Annotated in this window: 16 protein-coding genes; 10 read left to right on the plus strand and 6 right to left on the minus strand. The window is 64.7% G+C overall.

What is annotated here, in order from left to right; genetic code table 11:
- Nucleotides 1–381: 381 nt before the first annotated feature.
- Complete coding sequence (locus AC1DW9_RS23485) at nt 382–1,716, plus strand: malonyl-CoA decarboxylase (protein ID WP_441506663.1); 1,335 nt, start codon at nt 382–384, stop codon at nt 1,714–1,716.
- 20 nt (nt 1,717–1,736) lie between these two features.
- The gene (locus tag AC1DW9_RS23490; RefSeq protein ID WP_441506662.1) at nt 1,737–3,266 is read left to right on the plus strand and encodes a malonate--CoA ligase; all 1,530 of its coding nucleotides are present in this window, start codon (nt 1,737–1,739) and stop codon (nt 3,264–3,266) included.
- Between the two features lie 15 nt (nt 3,267–3,281).
- On the opposite strand, the gene AC1DW9_RS23495 is transcribed toward AC1DW9_RS23490, so the two are convergent.
- From AC1DW9_RS23495 to AC1DW9_RS23505, 3 genes are all read right to left on the minus strand, one after another.
- Nucleotides 3,282–4,046, minus strand: coding sequence for an MBL fold metallo-hydrolase (locus AC1DW9_RS23495; RefSeq protein WP_441506661.1), 765 nt, complete (start codon nt 4,044–4,046; stop codon nt 3,282–3,284).
- Between the two features lie 194 nt (nt 4,047–4,240).
- Nucleotides 4,241–5,962 (minus strand): Na/Pi cotransporter family protein, encoded by a 1,722-nt coding sequence (locus AC1DW9_RS23500; protein WP_441506660.1) that lies wholly within the window; start codon nt 5,960–5,962, stop codon nt 4,241–4,243.
- Nucleotides 5,963–6,118: 156 nt separating this feature from the next.
- A complete protein-coding gene (locus tag AC1DW9_RS23505) occupies nt 6,119–6,709 on the minus strand; it encodes an NADPH-dependent FMN reductase (RefSeq protein ID WP_476855195.1) in 591 nt (196 codons plus the stop codon).
- A 75-nt stretch (nt 6,710–6,784) separates the two neighbouring features.
- Between AC1DW9_RS23505 and soxR the strand changes: the two genes are divergently transcribed.
- On the plus strand, nt 6,785–7,246 hold the full coding sequence (soxR, locus tag AC1DW9_RS23510) for a redox-sensitive transcriptional activator SoxR (RefSeq protein ID WP_476775648.1): 462 nt from the start codon (nt 6,785–6,787) through the stop codon (nt 7,244–7,246).
- Between the two features lie 9 nt (nt 7,247–7,255).
- On the opposite strand, the gene AC1DW9_RS23515 is transcribed toward soxR, so the two are convergent.
- Both AC1DW9_RS23515 and AC1DW9_RS23520 read right to left on the minus strand, forming a co-directional pair.
- Nucleotides 7,256–8,053: a creatininase family protein gene (locus AC1DW9_RS23515; protein WP_441506658.1), complete on the minus strand. Its 798-nt coding sequence runs from the start codon at nt 8,051–8,053 to the stop codon at nt 7,256–7,258.
- A 25-nt stretch (nt 8,054–8,078) separates the two neighbouring features.
- Nucleotides 8,079–9,470 (minus strand): FAD-binding oxidoreductase, encoded by a 1,392-nt coding sequence (locus tag AC1DW9_RS23520; protein WP_441506657.1) that lies wholly within the window; start codon nt 9,468–9,470, stop codon nt 8,079–8,081.
- 264 nt (nt 9,471–9,734) lie between these two features.
- Here AC1DW9_RS23520 and AC1DW9_RS23525 point away from each other — a divergent pair, with 264 nt between their 5' ends.
- The 4 genes from AC1DW9_RS23525 to AC1DW9_RS23540 all read left to right on the plus strand — a co-directional run bounded on the left by AC1DW9_RS23525 (nt 9,735) and on the right by AC1DW9_RS23540 (nt 13,951).
- Nucleotides 9,735–10,763: an ABC transporter substrate-binding protein gene (locus AC1DW9_RS23525; protein ID WP_441506656.1), complete on the plus strand. Its 1,029-nt coding sequence runs from the start codon at nt 9,735–9,737 to the stop codon at nt 10,761–10,763.
- Between the two features lie 100 nt (nt 10,764–10,863).
- On the plus strand, nt 10,864–11,676 hold the full coding sequence (locus AC1DW9_RS23530; RefSeq protein ID WP_441489087.1) for an ABC transporter ATP-binding protein: 813 nt from the start codon (nt 10,864–10,866) through the stop codon (nt 11,674–11,676).
- Complete coding sequence (locus tag AC1DW9_RS23535) at nt 11,673–12,563, plus strand: ABC transporter permease (RefSeq protein ID WP_084651136.1); 891 nt, start codon at nt 11,673–11,675, stop codon at nt 12,561–12,563. Before AC1DW9_RS23530 ends, AC1DW9_RS23535 begins: the two co-directional genes overlap by 4 nt.
- 2 nt (nt 12,564–12,565) lie before the next feature.
- On the plus strand, nt 12,566–13,951 hold the full coding sequence (locus AC1DW9_RS23540; RefSeq protein WP_441506655.1) for an FAD-binding oxidoreductase: 1,386 nt from the start codon (nt 12,566–12,568) through the stop codon (nt 13,949–13,951).
- On the opposite strand, the gene AC1DW9_RS23545 is transcribed toward AC1DW9_RS23540, so the two are convergent.
- The gene (locus tag AC1DW9_RS23545) at nt 13,952–14,839 is read right to left on the minus strand and encodes a hypothetical protein (protein WP_441506654.1); all 888 of its coding nucleotides are present in this window, start codon (nt 14,837–14,839) and stop codon (nt 13,952–13,954) included.
- Between the two features lie 312 nt (nt 14,840–15,151).
- Here AC1DW9_RS23545 and AC1DW9_RS23550 point away from each other — a divergent pair, with 312 nt between their 5' ends.
- The 3 genes from AC1DW9_RS23550 to AC1DW9_RS23560 all read left to right on the plus strand — a co-directional run bounded on the left by AC1DW9_RS23550 (nt 15,152) and on the right by AC1DW9_RS23560 (nt 18,418).
- Entirely contained in the window at nt 15,152–16,297 is a 1,146-nt protein-coding gene (locus tag AC1DW9_RS23550; RefSeq protein WP_441489090.1) for an MlaE family lipid ABC transporter permease subunit, read from the plus strand.
- A gap of 16 nt (nt 16,298–16,313) precedes the next feature.
- Nucleotides 16,314–17,168, plus strand: coding sequence for an ABC transporter ATP-binding protein (locus AC1DW9_RS23555; protein WP_441506653.1), 855 nt, complete (start codon nt 16,314–16,316; stop codon nt 17,166–17,168).
- A gap of 116 nt (nt 17,169–17,284) precedes the next feature.
- Nucleotides 17,285–18,418: an MlaD family protein gene (locus AC1DW9_RS23560; RefSeq protein WP_441506652.1), complete on the plus strand. Its 1,134-nt coding sequence runs from the start codon at nt 17,285–17,287 to the stop codon at nt 18,416–18,418.
- Nucleotides 18,419–18,422: the final 4 nt, after the last annotated feature.

Below are 18,422 nucleotides of genomic sequence, written 5' to 3' on the forward strand. Positions count from 1 at the left end.
GGACAATCCGTTATGGGCCATGCGCCGAGAGCGCGCGAACCTGAAAGGAACCCGATCGGCGGACTTCATCAGGGCCCGCGGCATCAATGCGCTGCCGATCAGAGGCCGTATACATGCCTGCACCCGACCAACTCGTCAGAAGCGCCAAATGGCCCTTGCCACGCGGAGGCCGTCCATACATGGCCCATAGCGCCTCCTTCCACTCACGCGAAAAGACTGCACCATCAAAGCCCGGGATCAAACACCTAGCTTCTATGTTCGCATCGGCTTCTCCGAAAACCGCAATCCACTTTTCGGGCCGATGCTCGAGCAGGACAGGCCGTTCATTCCGGCGCAGAAAAACTCGTATAGGATCGCACCACGACGGCAGCGGAGACGGGGATGGACATGGCGTTTCTCGGCGAACTCCTGACGAGTGTGGCGGACCGGGGCCGCGCACTGATCGGCCTTGAGCGTTTTGCCGGGAACCGCAACCGCTCGCTTGACCGGCTTTGCGAGGACCTGCTGTCAGGGCGCGGTGAGGCCTCCGGCATGGCGTTGGCGCAGGCCGTTCTCGAGCAATGGGAACGGCTCGATCCGCCCGGGCGCCTCGGTTTCTTCCGCCTGCTGCAGGATCGCTTCGGTCCGGATCAGGAGAAGTTGAACGCCGCCATCGCGCGCTACCAGAATGAGCCGGATGCGGTTGCGATCGCAGCATTGCACATTGCCTCCGAGCCGCGCCGGCAGGAACTTTTCCGCCGGCTCAACCTCGCGCCCGGCGGCACCCATGTGCTGGTCCGCATGCGGGAGGCGTTGTTCGAGGCGATCGAGGCCGACCCGGCCCTGAAGCCGGTCGATGATGATTTCCGGCATCTCTTCGGCTCCTGGTTCAATCGCGGCTTCCTGGTCTTGCGCCGCATCGACTGGCACACACCGGCCAATGTGCTGGAGAAGGTCATCCGCTACGAAGCGGTGCACGAGATTCAGGGCTGGGATGATCTGCGCCGCAGGCTCGAGCCTGCAGACAGGCGCTGTTTCGCCTTCTTCCATCCGCAACTGGTCGACGAGCCGCTAATCTTCGTCGAGGTTGCGCTGACGGGCGCGATCCCACGCAGTATCGCCGAAGTCCTGAGTGAGGGGCGCGAGGTCCTCCCGGCCCAGAATGCGTCCACCGCGGTGTTCTATTCGATCTCGAACTGCCAGGAGGGGCTGCGTGGCATTTCCTTCGGCAATTTCCTCATCAAACAGGTCGCCGAGGACCTGAAGCGCGAACTGCCCGGGCTGGATACCTTCGTCACCCTTTCGCCCGTTCCCGGCTTTGCGCGCTGGCTCGCGGGCATCGTCGCCGAGCCTGGCGACCCGCTGCTCACCAATGAGGAACTCTCCGAGCTTGCGCGCCCGGTCGGCGAGACCATGGCGCTCGACGAACAGGAGAGGGCCCGGCGTGACAAGCTGCTGGGTCAGATGGCGGCGCATTATCTGCTGCGCGCGCGTGCATCGTCGGGGCGGGTCATCGACCCGGTCGCGCGCTTCCATCTCGGCAACGGCGCAAGGCTGGAACGCATCAATATCGGCGGTAATCTCTCGGCCCGGGGCTTGCGCGAGTCGCACGGCGTGATGGTCAATTACCGCTATGATCTCGGCGACATCGAAGCCAATCACGAGGCCTTCGCCAGCCGCAACACCGTCGTCGCTTCGTCCGCCGTCCGCAAGCTGCTCCGTCCCGTCTCCGCCTGAACGAAAACCCGAGACCTGTCATGGCCAATCATCTGTTCGACCTCGTCACCGCGCGCATTCCCGCACCCGACGCGCCCTTCGCGCTTCTCGATGACGGCCGTCGCTACAGCTATGCCGAGATGGTCGCGGTGTCCGCCCGCTTCGCCAATGCCCTGGTGGCGCTCGGCGTGAAGCCGGGCGACCGCGTCGCCGTGCAGGTGGAAAAGAGCATCGAGGCGCTGATGCTCTATCTCGGCACGATCCGCGCCGGCGCCGTCTTCCTGCCGCTGAACACCGCCTACACGCCGGCCGAGATCGAGTATTTCCTCGGAGATGCCGAGCCCGCGGTCTTCGTGTGCGATCCAGACAAGGCCGAGGCCCTGCGGCCCTACGCCGAGAAGGCCGGCGCCAGGTTGGAAACGCTCGGTGTCGCGACAGGGACGCTCTTCGACAAGGCCGGCGGCGCTTCCGCAGAATTCGCCGATGTCGCACGTGGCCCGGACGACCTGGCCGCCATCCTCTATACCTCGGGGACGACCGGGCGCTCCAAGGGCGCCATGCTGAGCCATGACAACCTGGCCTCGAATGCGCTCGCGCTCGTCGACTACTGGCGCTTCAGTAGGGATGACCGGCTGCTGCATGCGCTGCCGATCTTCCATACGCATGGCCTCTTCGTCGCGACCAATGTCGTGCTCTTCGCCGGCGCCTCGATGATCCTGCTGCCGAAATTCGATCCCGAGCAGATCATGAAATACCTGCCGCAGGCGACCTGCATGATGGGCGTGCCGACCTTCTATGTCCGGCTGCTGCAGGATCCGCGCCTGACCAAGGAGGCGACCCGGCATATGCGCCTCTTCGTCTCCGGTTCGGCGCCGCTGCTCGCCGAGACGCATCGCGAATGGCGCGAGCGCACAGGCCACGCCATCCTCGAGCGCTACGGCATGACCGAGACCAATATGAACACCTCCAACCCCTATGAGGGCGAGCGTGTGGCCGGCACGGTCGGTTTCCCGCTGCCAGGCGTGAGCGCGCGCGTCACCGACCCGGAAACCGGCAGGACGCTCGGTGCCGATGAGATCGGCATGATCGAGGTCAAGGGCCCGAACGTCTTCAAGGGGTACTGGCGCAATCCCGAGAAGACCAAGGCCGAATTCCGCGATGACGGCTTCTTCATCACTGGCGACCTCGGCAAGATCGACCCCGCCGGCTATGTCCATATCGTCGGGCGCGGCAAGGACCTGATCATTACCGGCGGCTACAATGTCTATCCGAAGGAAGTCGAGACCGAGATCGACGAGATGCCGGGCGTGATCGAGAGCGCGGTCATCGGTTGTCCCCATCCCGATTTCGGCGAGGGCGTCACGGCCGTGGTCGTGGTCAAGGCCGGCGCCGAGATCACCGCCGCGTCGATCTCGAAGGCGCTCGACCAGCGCCTCGCCAAGTTCAAGCTGCCGAAACAGGTCTTCATCGTGCCCGAACTGCCGCGCAACACCATGGGCAAGGTTCAGAAGAACCTGCTGCGCGACAGCTATCGCGACATCTACGCCAAGACCGCCAAAGCGGGGGAGTAACCCAGCACCGCGCGGTCAAACCCGCGCGGGCTCCCTGATTTCGATGGTTTCGCCGTCTCCGGGGATCAACAGGCGCTCTGGCCCGATACCGCGCTGTTCGGCGGCCTTGCGCAAGGCCGCCCGGTTGACGCTGGCGTGGTCGAGCGCTTCCATATGGGTCGCGATGACGATGGCCTCGGGGGCTGCTTCGCAGAGTGCCAGCGTCTGGGCGTCGTCCATCACGATCAGGCTGCTGTCCCAGAGGGCACCGCAGGAATGGGTGACGATCACATCCGGCGCGGTCGCTGAAACCGCTTCGAGCAGCGGCGGATAGAGAATGCTGTCCCCGCACCAATAGAGGGTCGGCTCGCCTGGGGCCTCCAGGCTGAAGCCCATGACGGGCCCCATCTTCTCGACGACCGCGCCGCTGCCATGCTGCGCCGGGACGCGCTTCAGGATAATCGGTCCGATCCGCTGGAAGCACTCCACGGGGCTGACTGACTGGAAGCCCGCCTCCACGATCCTGTCCTCGTCGCCGGGGCGGCAGGTCAGCGGCAGATATTTGGGAATGCGCTCCTTCGCGACGCTGTCGAAATGGTCGGAATGCAGGTGCGAGACGATCACCTGGTCGACACCATCGAGAATGCTCTCGATCGGCTCGGGCAGCTCGACCATCGGGTTTGCGGATTTGCCGGTGAAAGATGGACGGCCGTGCATGGGGCCGAAATCAGGGTCGATCAGGAATGTCCTGCCCGCATAGACAAGCTTGAGCGTGGCATTGCGGAGGAGTTGGAGCCGCATGAGTGTCTCCGGATAGTGGCAATGCAGCTCATCATGCGTTCTCCCACTCGCCAGCGGCCAGTTCTATTTTGTGAAGTCGATAGTGCTCAGCGTTGATCAATGCTCGCTCCGGATTGAGATCAAGGAGAAACCCTCGGAGCCTCCCAAAGACCTACGCCTTTGGACTATACATCCGCGAGGGCAGGCGAGCGGGCTCAGCCCTTGGGTTGCGGTACCATGCCAAGATCGAAATCAGCCTCGGCAGCGGATGCTTCGCTGTGCCTGAGGCGGCTCTCCCGCAATTCGCCGGCCGTCTCGAGGATGGGATAGGCGATCGACGTGATGTGCCCGTGGATGCGCTTGAGATCGCGCAGCACGTCGAGATGGATCGAGCTCGTCTCGATCGATTCCGGCACGCCGCTGCGCAGCCGCTCATAATGGCTTTCGGTCGCGCGGCGCTCGGCGGAACGCATCACGGCCTTCTCATCGAAGAGTTGACGCGCCAATGCGATGTCGCGTGTCGCGAGGACGTTCAAGGCCAGCCGCAGGCTGTGGGACACCCGCGCATGCAGTGCGCTGATCTCGGCAAGCCCCTCCGCCGAGAAGCGATAGCCCTTGCGGATCTTCTTCTCGGCCAGTTCCCGGAGGTTCTTGTCGATGACGTCGCCGATATGCTCGAGATTGGTGTTCAACGTGACGATCTCGAGCAGCCGGCGGCTTTCCTCCGTGCTCAGCTCGGACCGGGACAGCCGTACCAGATAGAGCTTGATCGCCTCGTGGATCGTGTCGACACCGTCATCGGCCTGCGAGATCTCGCGGGAGAGCTTGATCTGGTCGCCATCGAGCAGGGTCAGCGTGTCCTTCAGCATCTCGCCGACGCGGTCGCCGAGATGGAGCGTCTCGCGCATCGCGCAGGCAAGCGCTTCCGATGGGCTGTCGAGCACACCGGGGTCGAGATAGAGCGGGCGGATCACGCGTTCGTTTGTCGGCGCGCTCGGCATGAGCCGCAGGACGAGGTTGGAAATTGGTGTGATGAAGGGCAGGAACAGCAGCCCGCCGGCGATGTTCAGCGCCAGATGCAGCTCGACTGCGAGCCGTCCGGGATGGAGAGACAAGGACGAGAACCAGCCGGCGAGCGGGCCGGCGAACGGGATCACGATGACGGCGATGACGAGGCGCGTCAGCAGATTGGCGACCGCGACACGGCGCTGCGCGATCGGGGCGCCGAGCTGGTCGATGACCGGGACCAGGGCATTGCCGAGATTCGCTCCGACGATCAGTGTCACGGCCATGGTCGGGGAGAGCAGCCCGCCCGACCAGAACGAAGCGATCAGCAGCACGATGGCAAGGCTGGAATGGGTCAGCCAGGTCGCGGCGACGGCCACAAGCACGGCGATGACCGGCTCGCCGGCCAGTGCCTGCAGAATCAGCTTGAAGGTCGGAGACTGTGCGAGCGGAGCGGCAGCGGATTTCAGCTCGACGAGCGAGAGCAGGATGAGCCCGATGCCGACCAGGACACGGCCGATATTGCGGGCCCGGTCCATCGCCTCGTTGGCGAGGTAGAGCGCCACACCGACTGCGAGGCAAAGCCCCCAGATCCAGCCAAGATCGAGCGAGACGAGAAAGGCTGCGAGCGCCGTGCCGATATTGGCTCCGAGCAGCACGGCAAGCGCCATCGGCAGGGTGATCAGCGATTGGCCCGCGAACGAGGAGAGCAGCAGCGTCGTCGCCGTCGAGCTTTGCAGCACCAGAGTCACCGCCGCTCCGCTCGCCAGCGCCGTGAAGCGGTTGCGCGTGAAACGCGCGAGCGCCTGTCGGAGCGAGGAGCCGAAAGCCCGCGTGGCGCCCGTCCTGACCAGGCGCACGGCCCAGATCAGCAGAGCCACCGCCCCTGCGAGGTGGATCAGGACCGAGGTGGTGCTGTCGACTGCGTTCATCTCGTACGGTGGTCTCCGAATCGGGGGTGCCAAGGGCCTCGCGAAGCGCAGCCAATCTAGCTGAATTTCATTAGCCGTCTTATAAAATATGTAGGTTGAAAGGGGCCATTTGATGACCCCTCTCCGACCTATTGTCGTCGGTGATTGCTGATCGGTTCAAGCCGCGAATGTACCATAGGGGACGTTTTCCCGGGCATCGCGCAGCGCTGTCGCCCACCAGTGCAGTTGCGCCAGCATGGTTGCCATCGCCTGCTCGGCCTTGGTCGCATCCAGGAGCTGGCCGGTCTCGTCGAACTGGCTCCAGGCATGCGCAAAGCAGACAACGTCGCGGATAGTGGCCGCATGCAACTCGTTGAAAACCTGGCGCAACTGGTCGATGGCGCGCAAGCCGCCCGAGACGCCGCCATAGGACACGAAGGCGACCGGCTTGCCGCGCCACTCCGCCCCGACGAGATCGATCAGGAACTTCAGAGGCGCCGGATAGCCGCGGTTATATTMCGGCGTGACCACGATGAAGCCATCGGCGCGCCCGATCCGCTCCCTGAGCAGGCGCACTGTCGGAGTTTCGCCGCGTGGGTGGCGCTTCGGCAGGTCGAGCGTCAGCGGATCGATGACATCAACGACGAAGGGGCCTTCGCCTTCGATCTGCGACAGCGCCCAGTTGGCCACCCGGTCGCAGAGCCGCCCCTCACGGGTGCTGCCATAGATCAGGGCGAGGTGGATCCTGCGGTCTAACGGGCGGTGCATGGTCGCGCTCCAGGCTGCTTGCACATCGGAAGCGCAGGGTTATAAAACCTCAAGCAAGGTTAAGGTCAAGCGTCGATGAGCAAAGCGGATCACGCCCATTTCTTCGATGAGATGAGCGTCGGCGAGGTGGCGAGGCGCAGCGGGCTCGCTGTCTCCACCATCCATTTCTATGAGGCGAAAGGCTTGATCCGGAGCGCGCGGAGCAGCGGAAACCAGCGCCGCTATCCGCGCGAGGTTCTGCGGCGCGTGGCGATCATCAAGGTGGCGCAGCGCACGGGAATCCCGCTGAAGACGATCGGCGACGCCTTCAAGGCCTTGCCATCGGAGCGCACGCCGACGGCGAAGGATTGGTCACGCCTGTCATCGGTCTGGAAGGTTGAGCTGGAGCGCCGGATCGACCGGTTGACGCGGCTGCGCGACCACCTGACCGACTGCATCGGCTGCGGCTGCCTCTCGGTGAAGAGCTGCCCGCTGCACAATCCCTGGGATCGGTTGGGCGAGCAGGGCGCGGGACCGCGCCTGCTCGACCCCGATTGAGGCTGCCGGTTACGACGCCTTGTGCAGTTGCGAGAGCGGGAACCTGGCGACGTCTGCCAGCAGCTCGGCAAAACCCTTCGCCTGAAGGGCCGCTGTCGCCTTGCCCTTTTCTGCCGTCGCCAAGCTGGCATCGCCTGCCGCGCCGCTGGGGTTGACGTCCTGCGCCATCCAGGCATGCGCATGTAGGCCAGTTGGCCTGAGCCAGGCGTACTCGCCCTGCATCTGGATCGTGCTTGGCTCGAAATGGCCGGCCTTGCCCATGTCGACGAGGTCCGGCCGGAAATGCAGCATCAGCGAGGTCTCGATGTCGCCGGCATGGATGCCGTGATTGGCATCGAGATCGGCATAGACGCCTTGCGGCAGACCGAAGGCGCGCCAGGCGGTGGTGACAGCCAGCATGCCGTGGCGCACGCGCAGTTCGCGCGCGACCACCTTCATCGGGTCGATATTGCCGCCATGCGAGGTGACGATGATGAGCTTGCGCAGGCCGGCGCGCCGCACGCTTTCGCCGATCTCGAGCCAGCTCTGCGTTGCGCTCTCCCAGGACAGCGTCAGCGTGCCCGGCGAATGCAGATGCTCGTTCGACTTGCAGATCGGCAGCGTCGGCAGCACCAGCACATCGAGATTGGCGGGAACCAGCGGCATCGCCTCGGCCAGCATGGAATTCATGATGGTGGTGTCGACCGAGACCGGCAGATGCGGCCCGTGCTGCTCGATGGCCGCCAGCGGCAGCACCGCCACCGTGTTGTCGGGCGACAGCCCCTCGAAATCGGTGGTCTTCAGGTCGCCCCAGAAACGCGCGCTCATCGCTCAATCCGTCCTTGTCTGCTCGTCATTCCGCCGCCTGCGCAGCATCGGCTTGCCAGTTCAACAGCTTGCCGGGGTTCATCAGTCCTTGCGGATCGGCGATCCGCTTGAACTCCGGTTGCGGCGCATCGACCTTCTTCCAGCCGGCATTGTTCAGGACCCAGCTATGCGGGTTCGAGGCCTGGATGCCCGCTTCTTCGGCCTGCGCCATGATCTCGTGCAGGCGCTCGGCCGTGGTGAAGCGCACCAGCGGCAGGCTGGAATGGTAGACCTTGCCCTGCCGGCGCTGGAACTCGATGTGGAAGAGCACATCCTCGTGGAAATGCGTCTCGGCCCAGGCCAGCAGTTCGAGGTTGCGGACCGGCGGGAAGCGCAGTTGCAGATAGGTGATGTCGGGGTCGACCTTCAGCGCATGCAGCGTGGTGTGGTTCCAGGTGTATTCGTAGAGCGGGCCGGGCGCGCCCTTCTCGCGATGCTCCCCGAATGCCGCGGCGCGGGCTTCAGCCGCTGCGCGCGAGAAGGTGACCGTTCCGCCCATCTCGGCAATCAGCCGGTCAAGCTCGTCGCCCTGCGGCTCCGAGACCATCAGGATGGCAAAGGCCTTGTTCTCGCCCAGCCAGGGGGCGAGCCGGCGCAAATACGGGGCAATGCGCGGATCGTGGATGCTGATCAGCTTCTTGGCGATACCGTCGCATTCGGTGAAGGCCTGGCCGAAGGCGGCCGCCTGGCCAAGGGTCTCGAAGGTCGCGATCCGTTCTGCCCAAGCATGGGCGGGTGCCAGTGGCACCTCGACCTCGGTGATGATGCCGTTGACGCCATAGGCGTGCATGACCTTGAGGATGTCCTTGCCGCGCAGCTCGATCAGTCGCGGCTCGGGCTCGACCGTCATGACTTCGACGGCGATGACCGCGCCTGGATTGTCGATCTGCCCCCAGGTGCAGGAACCGGCGCCGGCAGCTCCGCCGGCGATGAAGCCGCCGAGCGTTGCCTGTGCCCGGGTCGAGGGATGCATGCGCAACTCCTGCCCGAGCGGGGCAAGCGCCTTGTCGATATCGAGCATGTTCGCGCCAGCCTCGAACCGGCCCGCGCCGAGCGTGGTCGAGACCACACGGCTGAACCGGGACAGGTTGAGCACGACCCCGCCTTCGAGCGGTACGGCCTGGCCGTAATTGCCGGTGCCGCCGCCGCGAACCGTCAATGGCACGCGATGGCGCGCGCAGGCCGAGGCGACGCGGCGAACCTCGTCCTTGGTCTTCGGCAGGATCACGAGTTCAGCCTGCTTGCCCTCGAGATCCGGCTTCAGCACGGGGGAGAACCAGAAGAAGTCGCGGCTGTGCATCCTGAGCGACGGCGCGTCGTCATAGATGGTCAGATCTGCGAGTTCGGCGCGAAGTGCGGAGAGGGCAGGGCTGGTCATGCTGATCTCGGATTCCGTGGACGGCGCCACCATAGCCGGAAGTGCCGGCGGAGGAAGCCGCGTGGCCGCATGGCGCCGTCGCGGCTGTTGATCACTTCAGGTGTTGCAGATCTGGCGAGGAATTGGGCAAATGCCCGATCTCTGTGCGTAATAGTGCGATGCCGGATTTCCAGCGCGCCTGGCAGCGTGGCATATATGTTGCTCGCTGGTGGCCACAGCGCGGCGCGGACGCCGCTGGCTAGCCTGTTCCTGGAGGTCCGTTCCATGACGATGAAGTATCGCGTGAGCCGTCGCGCTGCGCTCGGCCTGATCGGCGGCTCGGCCGCTTCCGCCCTGATCCCGGTTCCCGGAGCCAGGGTCAATGCCCAGACGCTGGACAAGGTCAGCTACCAGACCAACTGGCGCGCCCAAGGCGAACATGGCGGCTTCTATCTCGCCCTCGCCAACGGCATCTACAAGAAATACGGCATCGACGCCGATATCCGCATGGGCGGCCCGCAGCAGAACCCGTCGCAGCTCCTGCTCGGTGGCCGGGTCGACATGATCATGTCGAACTCGTTCGAGGCGATCCGCTATGCCCAGGAGAACCTGCCCTTCCTCTGCATCGCCTCGATCTTCCAGAAGGACCCGCAGGTCCTGATCTCGCATCCGGGCCAGGGCAACGACACGCTGGCTGCGCTCAAGGGCAAGCCGATCCTGGTCGGCGCCGGCGGACGCACCAGCTTCTGGCCCTTCCTGAAGGCGAAGTTCGGTTTCACCGACGAGCAGATCCGGCCCTACACCTTCAACATGGCGCCGTTCCTGGCCGACAAGACGATCTCGCAGCAGGGTTTCCTGTCCTCTGAGCCCTTCGCGATCCGCAAGGCCGGCGTGAACCCGGTCGTGCACCTGCTCGCCGATTCCGGCTTCGGCAACTACAACACGACCATCAACATCTCGAAGAAGATGGTCGCCGAAAAGAAGGACGTGGTGCAGCGCTTCGTCACCGCGACTCTCGAAGGCTGGGCCGAGTACATGAAGGGCGGTCCGGCGATCGAGGCCGCCAATGCGCTGATCCTCAAGGACAATCCCGACATGGACGGCGAGAAGCTCGCCTATGCCCGCCAGGTCATGAACGAGAACGGCATCGTGCTCTCGGGAGACGCGCTGACGCTTGGCATCGGCGCGATGACCGATGCGCGCTGGGCCGATTTCTACAAGATGATGACGGAGGCCGGCGTCTTCCCTGCTGGCATCGACATCAAGAAGGCCTATAGCCTCGAGTTCATCAACAAGGGCGTCGGCAAGGCTTAGGCGGCTTCCGCCCTTCATGGACCCCGGGTCGGCGCGGCGGCGCCGATCCGTCCGGGATGACCGGAAGACGTTCGACAGCAGCAAGATGGATCATCAGGCTTTGGACACAGCCTATCTGAGCAGACCTCATGTCGAAGGCAGCGGCGCCAGGCCGCTCGTATCAGTCCGGCATGTCTCGAAGCAGTTCGCCAACGGCACATTGGCCGTGCGCGACGTCAATCTCGACCTTGGCACGGGCGAGTTCATCAGCCTGCTCGGCCCCTCGGGCTGCGGCAAGTCGACCTTGCTGCGGATGATCGCAGGCCTGGGTGCGCCATCGACGGGCACGATCGACTGGCCGACGACGAGTCATGACGCCTCCGGCAAGCCGGAGCGCGATCTCGGCTTCGTCTTCCAGGACCCGACATTGATGCCCTGGGCGGATGCCCTGTCCAACGTGATGATGCCGCTGATCCTCAAGCATGTGCCGAAGCGCGAGGCGCAGGAGCGCTCGGCCGAGATGCTGGCGCTGGTCGGGCTGAAGGGCTTCGAGAAATCCTATCCGCGCGAGCTTTCCGGCGGCATGAAGATGCGCGTCTCGATCGCCCGTGCGCTGGTGATGCGGCCAAAGATCCTGCTGATGGACGAGCCCTTCGCGGCGCTGGACGAAATCACCCGTCACCGCCTCAATGACGACCTGCTCGAGCTCTGGTGGAAGACGAAGTTCACCGCCGTCTTCGTCACCCATTCGGTGTTCGAGTCGGTCTACCTGTCGAAGCGCATCGTCGTCATGGCGGCTCGTCCCGGGCGCGTCATGGCCGATCTCGACGTCGATGCTCCCTATCCGCGCGACGAGCTGTTCCGCACCTCGGCCGATTACGCGCATCTGTGTCGTGTCGTTTCCGGCAAGCTCAAGGAGGCGATCGGCTCATGAGCGCGCCGTCCCTGGATACCACCATGCCGCATGTGCCCCATGACGGGACCGATGCGGAAGCGCGCCCGATCTTCGCGGCCGAGCCCCGCATCCTCGGCCTGCCCGCCAGCGCCTGGCCCCGCATCCTGGCGCCGATCGCGGTTGGCGTGCTGGCGCTTGGCCTGTGGGAGTTCCTCGTCCGCTGGAAGGAGATCCCACCCTATATCCTGCCCGGGCCGGTGCTGATCGGGCAAACGCTGATCGCCGACTGGGGCACGCTTTCGGGCTCGCTCTGGATCACGCTGCGCATCACCTTCATGGCGCTCTTCGCAGCCGTGGTCGTCGGCGTCACGCTGGCCGTGCTCTTCACCCAGTCGAAATGGCTGGAGATGTCGCTTCTGCCTTATGCGGTGGTCCTCCAGGTCACGCCGATCGTCGCGATCGCGCCGCTGATCATCATCTGGGCCGGCGACATCAACCTGTCGCTGCTGATCTGCGCCTGGATCGTCGCCTTCTTCCCGATCCTGTCGAACACGATCCTCGGGCTGAACTCGGCCGACCACAACCTGATCAATTTCTTCCAGCTCTATGGCGCGACGCGCTGGCAGACGATGCGCTATCTCAAGCTGCCGGCCGCGCTGCCTTACTTCCTGGCGGGCCTGAAGATCTCCGGCGGTCTTGCCCTGATCGGCGCGGTGGTGGCGGAGTTCGTTGCCGGAACGGGAGGGAGCGAGTCGGGCCTCGCCTACCGCATCCTCGAAGCCGGTTATCAGCTCAAGATTCCGCGGGTCTTCGCCGCCCTGATCATGATCTCGCTCTCGGGCATCGCGATCTTCCTGGTGACGAGCTGGATCTCGCATCTGCTGTTGCGGCGCTGGCATGAAAGCGCGCTGAAGCGGGAGAATTGATCATGAACGCCGTCCCGGACCGCAAACCGAGGGCGGTTCAGCCCTCGCGCTACGATATCGCGGGCTTCAAGACCGATATCGCCGACATCCCGCTGATCGATGAGCCGCAGGTCGTGCGCAAGCGCTCGCGCGACTTCTTCTGGTACTCGCCGATCCTCAATGCCGAACTGGCGAACAAGTCGGCCGATATCATCGTCTGTCCGCGCGACGAGGCCGATGTGGTGGGCGTTGCGGCGGCCTGTGCCAGGCGACGCATCCCGCTGACGGTGCGTGCCGCGGGAACCGGCAATTACGGTCAAGCCGTGCCGCTTGAAGGCGGCGTCCTGCTTGATATCACCGCACTGACCGCGATCGAGTGGCAGAAGCCCGGCGCGATCCGCGTCCAGGCCGGCGCCAGGTTGCTCGATATCGACATGGCGACCCGGCCATCCGGCTACGAATTGCGCATGCATCCCTCGACCAAACGATCGGCGACTGTCGGCGGCTTCGTCGCGGGCGGCTCGGGCGGCGTTGGGTCCGTGACCTATGGCGGCCTGCGCGAACCGGGCAATATCCTGGCGGCCCGCGTCGTCACGGTGGAGGAGCAGCCGCGCATTCTCGAGCTGCGCGACGATGCAGCCCAGAAGGTCAACCGCGCCTACGGCACGACCGGCATCATCACCGCGCTCGAAATGCCGCTGGCCCCGGCCTGGCCGTGGATCGACGTCATCGTCGCCTTCGACGATTACATGGAGGCGTTCCAGGCCGGCTATGAAGTCGCCCTGGCAGACGGCGTGGTCAAGAAGCTGGTGACGCCGATCTCATCGCCGATCCCGTCCTATTTCGGCGCGTTGAAGCAGCATTGCCCGCCAGGCAAGAGCATCCTGATCTGCATGATCGCGGAGGCCTCGCTCGGCCCCTTCAAGGCGATCATCGGTGCGCGCGGAACGGTGACCTATGAGGCGCCCTCGGAGGAGGGGCCGGGCACGGTGCCGCTCTATGAGTACACCTGGAACCACACGACGCTGCAATGGCTGAAGAGCGATCGCTCGATCACCTATCTGCAGTGCCTGTTCCCGCATGACCGGCTGGTCGCGAGCGCCCGCGAGATGATCGCACGCTTCCCGGACGAGGTGCTGCCTCATCACGAGTTCATCCGCTTCGGTGGACGCGTGACCGCGAGCGCCTTGCCGATTCTGCGCTACACGACCCCGGAGCGGCTGAACGAGATCATCGCGCTGCATGAGGAGGCGGGCGTGATGATCGCGAACCCGCATGTCGTCTCGCTCGAAGGCGGCAGCCGCCACAAGCGCGCCGATGCCGACCAGCTCGGCTTCAAGCACGAGGTCGATCCCTACGGGCTGCTGAACCCCGGCAAGATGGATAGTTTTGTCGCGAAACCCGGCTGATCAGGCGAAGAAGGCGAGCTTCTCGTCGACCGGGAGCGCTTCGATCTTGCGCAGCTCGACCTCCGACGTCGTCGCCGCGGCTCTCGGCTTCGGCGCAGCCACTGTGACCGCAGCCTCGGGGGCTTCCGCGAAGACGAGGTCTTCCTCTATCATCTGAATCGTGCTGAGCCGCCGATGATTGGAGGCTCTCGTTCGGATGCGCGGGGTCTCGTGCAGGGTGGAGCGCGGCTTGTCGTCGATCTCGACGATCTCGATGTCGTCATAGGTCGAGAGTGGAACGGCCTCGCGCAGATCAAGCGCCTTGGCAGGCATCGGGGGCGGCGTGATCCGGCTTGTGTCGGGGGCGACATGCATGCTGCCGGCGATGGCCCGCAGGCTGCTGTCGAGCATGGCAATCGTGTCGGCGATCTTGCCGATCTGCTGCGCGGTGCCCTCGACAACGGCGCTTGCCGCATAGATCTCCGTCGCCCGCCGATCGAGCAGGTCGCACATCACTTCCGCCGCGCCACTCTCGCGCAGGCCCCAGGCAGCTTCCTGGATGCTCTCGGTCGCGCCGACGATGCTGCCGGCCGCGGTCTCGATACGTGCAGCGAGACGCGACGACGGCTCGCCGGCCTTGCCGCTGATCCGTTCCAGATCGCTGCGCAGATCCATGATCAGCGCGATGGCCTCGCTCACATCTGGTCCGCTCGACGCCGGAGCAGCAGAGACGCCCATGGCATGCTGCAGCCTGTCGATGGCAGCCAGCACCTGAGCGGTGTCGGCCTGCCGGTTTCGCTTGGCGTGCTCGGCCATGAACCAGCGCCCGCGCGCGGTCTCCATCACTGCCGCGGCGATAGCCTCGTAGTCGGTCTCGCTCAGCGGTGTCAGCGAACGCGCGTCGCCCATGACGAACCTGCTCTCGGGGAGACTGACCGATTCGGGCCGGGCAGTCGTGATGATCCAGCGAAAACCGTGCGACAGAATTGATTAAGGAAGTGCTGCCATGCGGCATCGAAAGGCGCCTCGATGCACAAAAAAACCGGAGCGCGCCGATCACGCGGTGGGAGCGTTCGCGGCGACAGCGATGCAGCGCGACGACGCTTGCCAAGCGTGCCCGGCACGGCGATACAGGTTTCGGGGATAGGGCCTGACCTGGCATTAGGGTGCCATGCGCGGACGGAGGTCCGATGAGGCCGATCGAGGGACATCAGGGAGACCATGGCGAGCCTCGACACCGCCGAACCCCAGGCCGTCTTTCACGACGATGCAGGTAGCCTCGCCATCGAGCTGACCGGCTCCTGGAGCGCCGAGCGCGCGCCGCGCATTGAGGAATTGATCGCTGAAATGGGCGAACGCATCGCCTCGGTGTCGCGCGCGACCCTCGATCTCTCCGCGATCATCCGGCTCGATACGCTCGGCGCCTATGTTCTCAACCGGCTGAAGAACCAGCGCGAGGCCGCCGGGGGCTCGGTCGAACTCGTCAGCCGGAGGCCGGAGCACGCGGTGCTGCTGGCCGAGGTCAATATCCACGACTGCTCCGTCCCGCCGACGGTCCATCATTTCGGCATTGTCAGCGTGCTGGTGAATATCGGCGAGGCCATGGTCCGCTTCGGGCGCGACATGGTCGGCGGAGCGATGTTCCTCGGCGAGGTGGTGGTCGGCTCCGTCAGCGTCATGTTCGGTCCGCGCAAGTTCAGGGGACCGCCGCTCGTCAATCAGATCGAGCTGATCGCCTTCAATGGCGCGCCGATCATCATGCTGATCTCGTTTCTGGTCGGCTGCATCGTCGCCCAGCAGGGCATATTCCAGCTGCAGCAGTTCGGCGCTTCGGCCTTCGTCGTCAATTTGACGGGCATCCTGATTCTGCGCGAGCTCGGGGTACTGCTCACCTCGATCATGATTGCCGGCCGTTCAGGCTCGGCCTTCACCGCCGAGATCGGCTCGATGAAGATGCGCGAGGAAATCGACGCCTTGCGGGTGATGGGGCTCGACCCGATCGAGGTCCTCGTCGTTCCCCGCATCCTGGCGTTGATCATCTCGCTGCCGATCCTCACCTTCATCTCTTCCATGGCCGGCCTGGCGGGTGCGGCGCTGGTGAGCTGGCTCTATGGCGGCATCGGCATCGATACCTTCCTGGCGCGCCTCCAGTCGGTGATCACCTGGAAGCATTTCGCCGTCGGGCTGATCAAGGCTCCTTTCATGGCCTTCGTCATCGGTCTGATCGCCTCGATCGAAGGTCTCGCCGTCCAGGGCTCGGCCGAGTCGCTCGGCCGTCAGGTCACGGCCTCGGTGGTGAAGGCGATCTTCATGGTCATCCTGGTGGACGGGCTTTTCGCCATGTTCTTTGCATCCATCCAGTTTTGAGGGCGGTGGGCCGGGCATGAGCGCAAACTGGGGCCAGTCGGCGGGATATCCGCCGTCGCATGACGCGGCCGAACCGTCCGGGAGCAACCAGGACGCGCCGGAGCCTGTCATCAAGGTGCGCAATCTCAAGGTCGCCTTCGGGGACAAGGTGATCATGGACGGCCTCGATCTCGACGTCATGCGCGGCGAGATCCTCGGTTTCGTCGGTGGGTCCGGCACGGGAAAATCCGTCCTCACCCGCACGATCCTCGGGCTCGTGCGCAAGCAGCGCGGCACGATCGAGGTCTTCGGTGAGAATGTCGACGATCTCGAAGGGCCTGCGCGACGCGCCCTTGAACAGCGCTTTGGCGTCATGTTCCAGCACGGCGCTCTCTTCTCGGCTCTCAGCGTCAAGCAGAACATCCAGGTGCCGATGCGGGAATACCTGAAGCTGTCGCCCACGCTGCTCGACGAGATGGCGATGCTCAAGCTCGAGATGGTCGGTCTCAGGCCCGATGCGGCGGACAAGGCGCCTTCCGAGCTTTCGGGCGGCATGATCAAGCGCGCGGCGCTCGCGCGGGCGCTGGCGCTCGATCCCGAGATCGTCTTCCTTGACGAGCCGACCTCGGGCCTCGATCCGATCGGCGCTGCCGAATTCGACCAACTGATCATGACGCTGAAGGAAACGCTCGGCCTCACCGTCTTCATGGTGACGCATGATCTCGACAGCCTGTATTCGGCCTGCGACCGGATCGCTGCGCTGGCGGACAAACGCGTCATCGCGGTCGGGCCGATTGCGACGATGCTGGCCTCCGATCACCCCTGGCTGAAGGCGTATTTTGGTGGCGAACGGGCCCAGGCTCGCCTCCCTGCTGACCAGAGAAGGTCGTGAAGCGAGTTCGATAAGCGACCAGGGCCGCGAAACCCGGCCTCGATTGACGCGTTGGAGGAGAATGTTGCCCGAAAGCTGCTTCGCCCCTTGCAGAATCCTGCTCTAACGTTGCGCTAATGGAATCGCGCGCGAACTACGCACTGGTCGGTCTCTTCACGCTCGCGGTCCTCGCGGCGATGTTCGGCTTCGTCTACTGGTTCAACAGTGGCCTGGCGGGCCGCCGACAGGATGTCCGGATCGTCTTCAGCGGCACCGTCACCGGACTGGGGCGCGGTTCCAGCGTGCTTTTCAATGGCCTGCGTGTTGGCGAGGTCACCCGCATCGAGCTGCTGCCGGACGATCCTCGCCGGATTTACGCCGTCGTTCAGGTCGACAACACCACGCCGCTCAGGGTCGACACCCGAGCCCGGATCGAGGCTCAGGGGCTTGCGGGCGTCGTCGCCGTGCAGTTGCTGGGTGGCGACCCGGATTCCCCCGTGCTGAAGCCACTGCCTGGCCAGAGCCTGCCGACGATCATTGCCGAACGGTCCGAGTTCCAGGACATCCTCGAAACGGTGCGCACGATCGCCAAGCGGGCCGACGAGGTGCTCGGCGGCATCGAGGGGCTCGTCAAGGACAATGCTGGCTCGATCGGCAACACGGTCAGGAATGTGGAGAAATTCTCGGCTGCGCTCGGCAACAATTCCGACGGCATCGACAAGCTGATGAGCAGCTTCGGCCAGATCGCCGATACGATCGCCCCGCTTTCGCAGAAACTCGGCAGCCTGAGCGATGAACTTACCGAGGTTGTGAAGTCCGTCGACCAGCGCAAGGTCGCCAACATCGTCGCCAATGTCGACAAGTTCACCGCCGCACTGGGCGACAACAGCGAGGATGTCGGCAAGGTGGTGAAGGATGTCGCCTCCATTAGCGAGAAGCTCAACAAGGCGGCTGATCAGGTCGAGGGCGTGCTCAAGGCCGCGCAGGGGTTCCTGAATTCCGGGGACGGGCAGGGGGCGCTGGCCGAGGTCGGCAATGCTGCGCGCTCGATCCGCACCCTTGCCGAGAACCTCGACAAGCGCACTGCGGAGATCACGACCGGGATCAACCGCTTTACCGGGCCGGGCTTGCGCGACATCGAGAACCTCGCCGCCGAAGGCCGTCGGACGCTGACGGATTTCAACCGGGCGCTGCGCAATATCGAGCGCAATCCGCAACAGTTCATCTTTGGCGGCCGTCCGCCGCTTCCCCAGTATAGCGGATCGCGCTAGTCAG

This window comes from Allobosea sp. P4_E12, assembly GCF_056401655.1.